Origin of the sequence: Corallococcus caeni (assembly GCF_036245865.1) — a bacterium.
Classification (GTDB): Bacteria; Myxococcota; Myxococcia; order Myxococcales; family Myxococcaceae; genus Corallococcus; species Corallococcus caeni.
Window position 1 is genome coordinate 1 of record NZ_BTTW01000024.1, and the last position, 6,497, is coordinate 6,497.

Consider the following 6,497-nt stretch of genomic DNA (forward strand, 5'->3'; position numbering starts at 1 on the left):
TGCGCCTGAATGCGGTGCCTCCAGGAGTGCGCGTCGTCAACCTCGCGGGCGAAGCCCTGCCGGAGACGCTGGCCAGGCAGGTCTACGCCGTCCCTACGGTGCAGAAGCTCTACAACCTCTACGGGCCCTCCGAGGACACCACCTACTCCACCGCCGCACTCGTCGGCCGTGACGAGGTGCCCCTCATTGGACGTCCGCTCCCTGCGACGCGCGCCTACGTGCTGGATGCTTCGTTGCAGCCTGTGCCCATGGGCGTCGCCGGTGAGCTGTACCTCGCCGGTGAAGGCCAGGCGCGCGGCTACCTGCTGCGTCCGGAACTCACCGCGGAGCGCTTCCTGCCCGAGCCGTACGGCCCTCCAGGTGGCCGCATGTACCGCACGGGCGACCGCGTCCGTTACCGCGTGGACGGGCGCCTGGAGTACCTCGGCCGCATCGACTTCCAGGTGAAGGTGCGTGGCTTCCGCATCGAACTGGGTGAAATCGAAGCGGCCCTCCGGCGAGTTCCAGGCCTCAAGGACGCCGTCGTCGTCGCCAAGAGTGAGGCCGCCGACAAGCGGCTGGTCGCCTACGTCACTCCCAAGGCGGACGTCTCACTGGAGGCGGAAGCCCTCAAGGCGCAGCTGCGTCAGGGGCTCCCTGAGTACATGGTGCCCTCCACCTTCGTGGTGATGGACGCCCTGCCTCTCAACTCCAACGGCAAGGTGGACCGCAAGGCCCTGCCGGAGCCGGAGGCGCCACAGTCAGGCAGCACCTACGAGGCACCTCGCACGGAGACGGAGGCGAAGCTGGCGTCCATCTGGGCGGAGGTGCTTCGCCTGCCCCAGGTGGGCGTGAAGGACTCCTTCTTCGAACTGGGTGGCCACTCCCTGCTGGCCACCCAGGTGGTGTCCCGCGTGCGCGCTGAATTCAGCGTGGAACTGCCCCTGCGCGCCCTCTTCGAGTCGCCCACCGTGGAGGCCCTTGCCATTCGCCTGAAGGGACTCACCCGCACCAGCGCCTCGCCACTCACCCGCGTCTCGCACGACGGCCCGCTGCCGCTGTCCTTCGCCCAGCAGCGGCTGTGGCTCATCGACCAACTGGAGCCGGGCAGCGCCCTCTACAACGTGCCCGTCGCCGTCCGGCTGGAAGGCCACCTGCGCGCCGACGTGCTGGAGCGCGCCCTGCAGGAAGTCGTGCGCCGTCACGACGCCCTGCGCACCACCTTCACCCAGGTGGAGGGAGCGCCTGTCCAGGTCATCCATCCTGACAGCCACCAACCCCTGGCCCTCGTGGACCTCACGGACGTGCCCGAAGCGCAGCGCGAGCCCGAGACGCGGGCCCGCGTGGAGACGGAGATGCGCCGGCCCTTCGACTTGCGCACCGGCCCCCTCCTGCGCACCCTCCTCTTCAAGCTGAACGAAACCGAGCACGTCCTCGTCGTCACGATGCACCACATCGTCTCCGACGGCTGGTCGCTGGGCGTGCTGGTGCGAGAAGTTGCCGCCCTCTACGCGGCCTTCTCCGCCGGCCAACCGTCGCCCCTGCCCGCGCTGCCGGTGCAGTACGCGGACTACGCTGACTGGCAGCGCCGCACGCTTTCGGGCGAGACGCTGCGGCAGGAGGTGGCCTGGTGGGAGAGAAAGCTCGCTGGTGCTCCGGCCGTGCTGGAGTTGCCCACCGACTTCCCCCGCCCCGCTGTCCGGAGCACCGCGGGCGCAACCCTCAGCTTCGCCCTGTCGCGTGAATTGACGGAAGCCTTGCGTGGCCTCGCCCACAGGGAAGGCGGCTCCCTCTTCATGGTGCTGCTGGCCGCCTGGCAGGGCCTGCTTGCGCGCTACACGGGCCAGCAGGACCTCACCGTCGGCTCGCCCATCGCCGGTCGCACTCGCGCGGAGACGGAGGGCCTCATTGGCTTCTTCGTCAACACGCTCGTCCTTCGCGCGAAGGTGGAGGAGGGCCAGTCCTTCCAGTCGCTGCTTCGGCAGGTGCGCGCCACGGTGCTGGAGGCCTACGAGCACCAGGAGGTGCCCTTCGAGAAGCTCGTGGAGGCCCTCCAGCCGACGCGCAGCCTCAGCCATACGCCCCTCTTCCAGACGCTGCTGGCACTCCAGAACGTGCCCACGGAGGATGTGCGACTGCCGGACCTGCGGCTGCGAGGCCTGGAGGCCACCCACTCGACGTCGAAGTTCGACGTGAGCGTCTTCTTCACCGAAGGAACTGAGGGTCTGCGCGGCACGCTGGAGTACAGCACCGCCCTCTTCAAGCAGAGCACCGTCGAGCGGATGGCGGGCCACCTGCGCACGCTGCTGCAGGCTGTGGCCGCGAAGCCTGAACAGTCCCTGGCGGAGCTGTCCCTCCTCTCCCGCGACGAGCGTCAGCGCATCCTCGTGGAGTGGAATGACACGGCGGCTGCCAGTCCGACGGACGTCCCCGTCCACGTCCACTTCTCCCGACAGGCCCAGCGTACGCCTCATGCCGTCGCCCTGGTGCTGGGGGATGGCTCGCTGACGTACGCCCAGCTTGAAGCCCGCGCGAACCAACTGGCCCACCACCTACGCGCCCTGGGCATCGTCCCGGGTGCGCGCGTCGGCCTCGCCGTTGAGCGCTCCTTCGAAATGGTGACGGCGCTGCTCGCCATCCTCAAGGTGGGCGCGGCCTTCGTCCCGGTGGATCGCAATGCGCCCGTGGAGCGCGTCACCGCCCTGCTGGAGGACGCCGACGTCCACTTCATCGTTACCCATCAGCCCTTCGCTTCCCGGCTGCCCGCTTCTGGCGAACGCGTCTGGCTGGATGCGCAGCAGGACATCATCGCCTCGCTGCCGACGCATGCGCCGGATGTCCGAGTGGACGGCGAGGCCCTGGCCTACGTCATGTTCACCTCGGGCTCCACGGGCCGCCCCAAGGGCGTTTGCGTCCCTCACCGAGGCATCACCCGCCTGGTGCTCGGCAACTCCTTCATGCGCTTCGGGCCGGACGAAGTCTGGCTCCAGGCCGCTCCCGTTGCCTTCGACGCCTCCACGCTCGAAATCTGGGGCGCGCTGCTGCACGGCGCGAAGCTCGTCCTCGCTCCGCCTAATGCCCTCTCACTGGAGGAGCTGGCCGCGCAGCTGCGCCACCACCGCGTGACGTCCCTGTGGCTCACCGCGGCCCTCTTCGAGCAGATGGCGCTGCACCAGGGTGAGGCCCTCGCGGGGGTGCGCCAGGTGCTCGCCGGTGGTGATGTGCTGCCCGCTGCGCGCGTCCGAGAGCACCTCGCCCGCATCCCCGAAGGCACCACCTTCCTCAACGGCTACGGCCCCACGGAGAACACCACCTTCTCCGCGACGCTCACCCTGAGTCGCGACTCGGTGGTGAATGGCGCGGTGCCCATTGGCCGTCCGCTCTCCAACTCCACCGCCTACGTGCTCGACGCGCACCTGCGCCCCGTGCCCGTGGGCGTCGCCGGTGAGGTGTACGTCGGTGGCCAGGGCCTCGCCTGGGGCTACCTCCACCGCCCGGACCTGACCGCGGAGCGCTTCGTTCCCCACCCCGTCGCCTCCACTCCGGGCGAGCGCCTCTACCGCACCGGCGACAAGGCCCGCTGGTTGGCCGATGGCACCCTCGACTTCCTCGGCCGCGTCGACTTCCAGGTGAAGGTGCGCGGCTTCCGCATCGAGCTGGGTGAAATCGAAGCAGCGCTGCGTGCATTCCCTGGCGTCAACGAAGCCGTTGTCGTGGCCCGGGGCACGGACGCGGACAAGCGCCTCATCGGCTACGTCACCGCGCGTGAGGGCCATGCGCTGGACTCCGAAGCACTCAAGGCAAGCCTCAAGCAGCGGCTTCCCGAGTACATGGTGCCCTCCGCACTCCTCGTTCTGGAGGCCCTGCCCCTCAACGCCAACGGCAAGGTCGACCGCAAGGCACTGCCGGAGCCTGATGCCCACGCCAGCGAGACCCGGGACTTCGTCGCGCCTCGCGATGCCCTGGAGATGCAACTCGCCCGAATCTGGGAGGACGTCCTCGGCGTCCGCTCCGTCGGTGTCCGCTCCAGCTTCTTCGAGCTCGGCGGCCACTCCCTGCTCGCCGTGCGCATGGTCGCCGCCGTGCGGGAGCGCCTGGGCCAGTCCATTCCCCTCTCCGTCCTCTTCCAGCAGCCCACCGTCGAGCAGCTCGCCCGGGTGCTCCGCGATGACTCGCAGGCGTGGACGCCCCTCGTCCCCCTGGAGCGCGGAGAGCCCGGCCACCGGCCCTTCTTCCTCGTCCACCCGGGCGGCGGCAACGTCCTCGCCTACTCGGAGCTGGCGCGTCGCCTCGGGCCCTCTCTGCCCGTCTACGGCCTCCAGTCCCGTGGCCTCGACGGACGCCCTGTCGCCGAATCCATCGAGGAGATGGCCGGCCTCTACATCGAAGCCATCCGCACGGTGCAGCCTCATGGCCCCTACCAGCTCGGAGGCTGGTCCCTGGGCGGACTCGTCGCCTACGAAATAGCCCAGCGGCTGCGCGAAGCCGGCGAAGCCGTGGACCTGCTCGCGCTCATCGACACCCACGTCCCCGGCCTGACGAAGCCCTCGCAGGACACCGCGCGCCTCGACGCGGAAACCCGCGCGCGGCTCGCCTTCGCCCACGCCACGGCCACCGCCTTCGGCCAGGCGCTCTCCCTCTCCGACGACGTCCTGGCCCAAGGCAGTGACGAAGCCATGCTGGACCACCTGCTCCAGGAAGGCATCCGGGCGCGCATCCTCGACGTGCACTCCGGCCCCACGCAGCTGCGTGCCCTCTTCCAGGTCTTCCGCGCCAACCTCTTCGCCCAGGAGAAGTACGTGCCCCGGCCGTATGAAGGCACCGCCCTGCTCCTGAGCGCTGGCGAGGCCCCCGCCACCCTCCCGCGTCACCGCGGCTGGGAGCCCCTCGTCCGTGGAGGCCTGGAGGTGCACACCGTCCCCGGCGGCCACCACGCCCTGATGCAGGACCCGCACCTCGCGCCCGTCGTCGAGCGCCTGCGGGCTGCGCTCACGCAGGCGTCGGGCAGCGCCCCCCGTCAGGCCACGGGGCGCTGACTCCGAGCCTGGAGTGAAATGGGAGACCCGCCGTCGCGGATCATCGCGACGGTGGGTCCGTTCGCGCGGCGTCCCTGATCCATGGCTCAAGCCATGCGCCGTCCGGTTGCGAAGGTGGCTCGCGGCCGTTTCGGGCGCGAAGCCCGGGGCCTGTCTCGTCCGACCTCAGGGAGGAGACTCCAGGAGCAGGTCCCACCTCGGAGGACATCTGACGTCCTTCCCTCCCTGAACTCCGGGAGCCAGAGCAATCCTGCAAATACCTGAATTCATTCAGAGGGTTCTCCGCCGCCCTCATGACAGGGCCTCCGTAGGCAGAATAATCTTACCCAAATGGATTTGACCCACCCTCGCGCTTCTCCCGGGAGAGCGGCGCAAGGGGGTCATTCCGGAATCAGCAGCAGGTCTGAGTTCTCGCGAGCGCCACCGCCCCGGGTGTCGCTCGCGTTGGCGTCCCCGAGCGCGGAGTACACGAGATGAGCAACGAGCTGTCGAAGCGGATCGCCAACCTCTCACCAGAGAAGCGCGCCGAGTTGCTCAGGAAGGTGGCCGCACAGAAAGCCGCCACAGGGAGCGCTGCTCAAGGGCTCATCCCGGTGCAGGACCGCTCGCGTCCGTTGCCGTTGTCCTTCGCCCAGCAGCGCCTGTGGTTCATTGATCAGCTACAGCCCGGCAGCCCTCTCTACAACGTGCCCATGGCGGTGCGGCTGGAGGGCGCGCTGGACGTGGACGTGCTGGAGCGCGCGCTGCGCGAAGTGGTGCGCCGTCACGAAGTGCTCCGCACCACCTTCCGCGAGGACGCCTCCGGGCCCGTGCAGGTGGTGTCGCCGGAGCCCGTGCTCACCCTGGAGCGCAGGGAGTTCACGGGCTCATCGCCGGAGGAGGCGTGGCGGCTGGCGCGTGAAGCCGCGGCCCAGCCCTTCCATCTCGCGAAGGGCCCACTGCTGCGCGCCCTGCTGCTGACGTCGGCGCCCGGAGAGCACCTGCTCGTCGTGGTGGTGCACCACATCGTCTCCGACGGCTGGTCCATGACGCTGCTGGTGCGCGAGGTGGCGCTGCTCTACGGCGCCTTCGCGCGAGGCCAGCCCGTGCCCCTGCCGCCCCTGGGCGTGCAGTACGCGGACTTCGGCGTCTGGCAGCGCGAGTGGCTGCAGGGCCCGCGGCTGGAGAAGCAACTCGACTACTGGAAGCAGCAGTTGGCCGGGGTGCCCTCCGCGCTGGAGTTGCCCACCGACTTCCCGCGTCCCGCCATTCGCGACGGCCGGGGGGCTCGGCATGACGTGCTGCTGCCCCGAGAGTTGACGGACGCACTCAAGGCCCTGGCGCAGCAGGAGGGCGCCTCCCTCTACATGGCGCTACTGACGGGCTGGCAGCTGCTGATGGCCCGCTACTCCGGCCAGGAGGACGTCACCGTCGGCTCTCCCATGGCGGGCCGCACGCGTGGAGAGGTGGAAGGCCTCATCGGCCTCTTCGTCAACGCCCAGG

General features: G+C 69.6%; 1 protein-coding gene and 1 pseudogene. Both read left to right on the forward strand.

The genetic code is table 11. The annotated features are described in order from the left end of the window. Positions 1-26: 26 nt before the first annotated feature. Positions 27-5,015 (forward strand): annotated as a pseudogene (locus AABA78_RS38695) (amino acid adenylation domain-containing protein); the annotation flags it as partial. Positions 5,016-5,488: 473 nt separating this feature from the next. Further along, a partial coding sequence (locus AABA78_RS38700; RefSeq protein ID WP_338270566.1) for a condensation domain-containing protein occupies positions 5,489-6,497 on the forward strand: 1,009 nt, incomplete at its 3' end.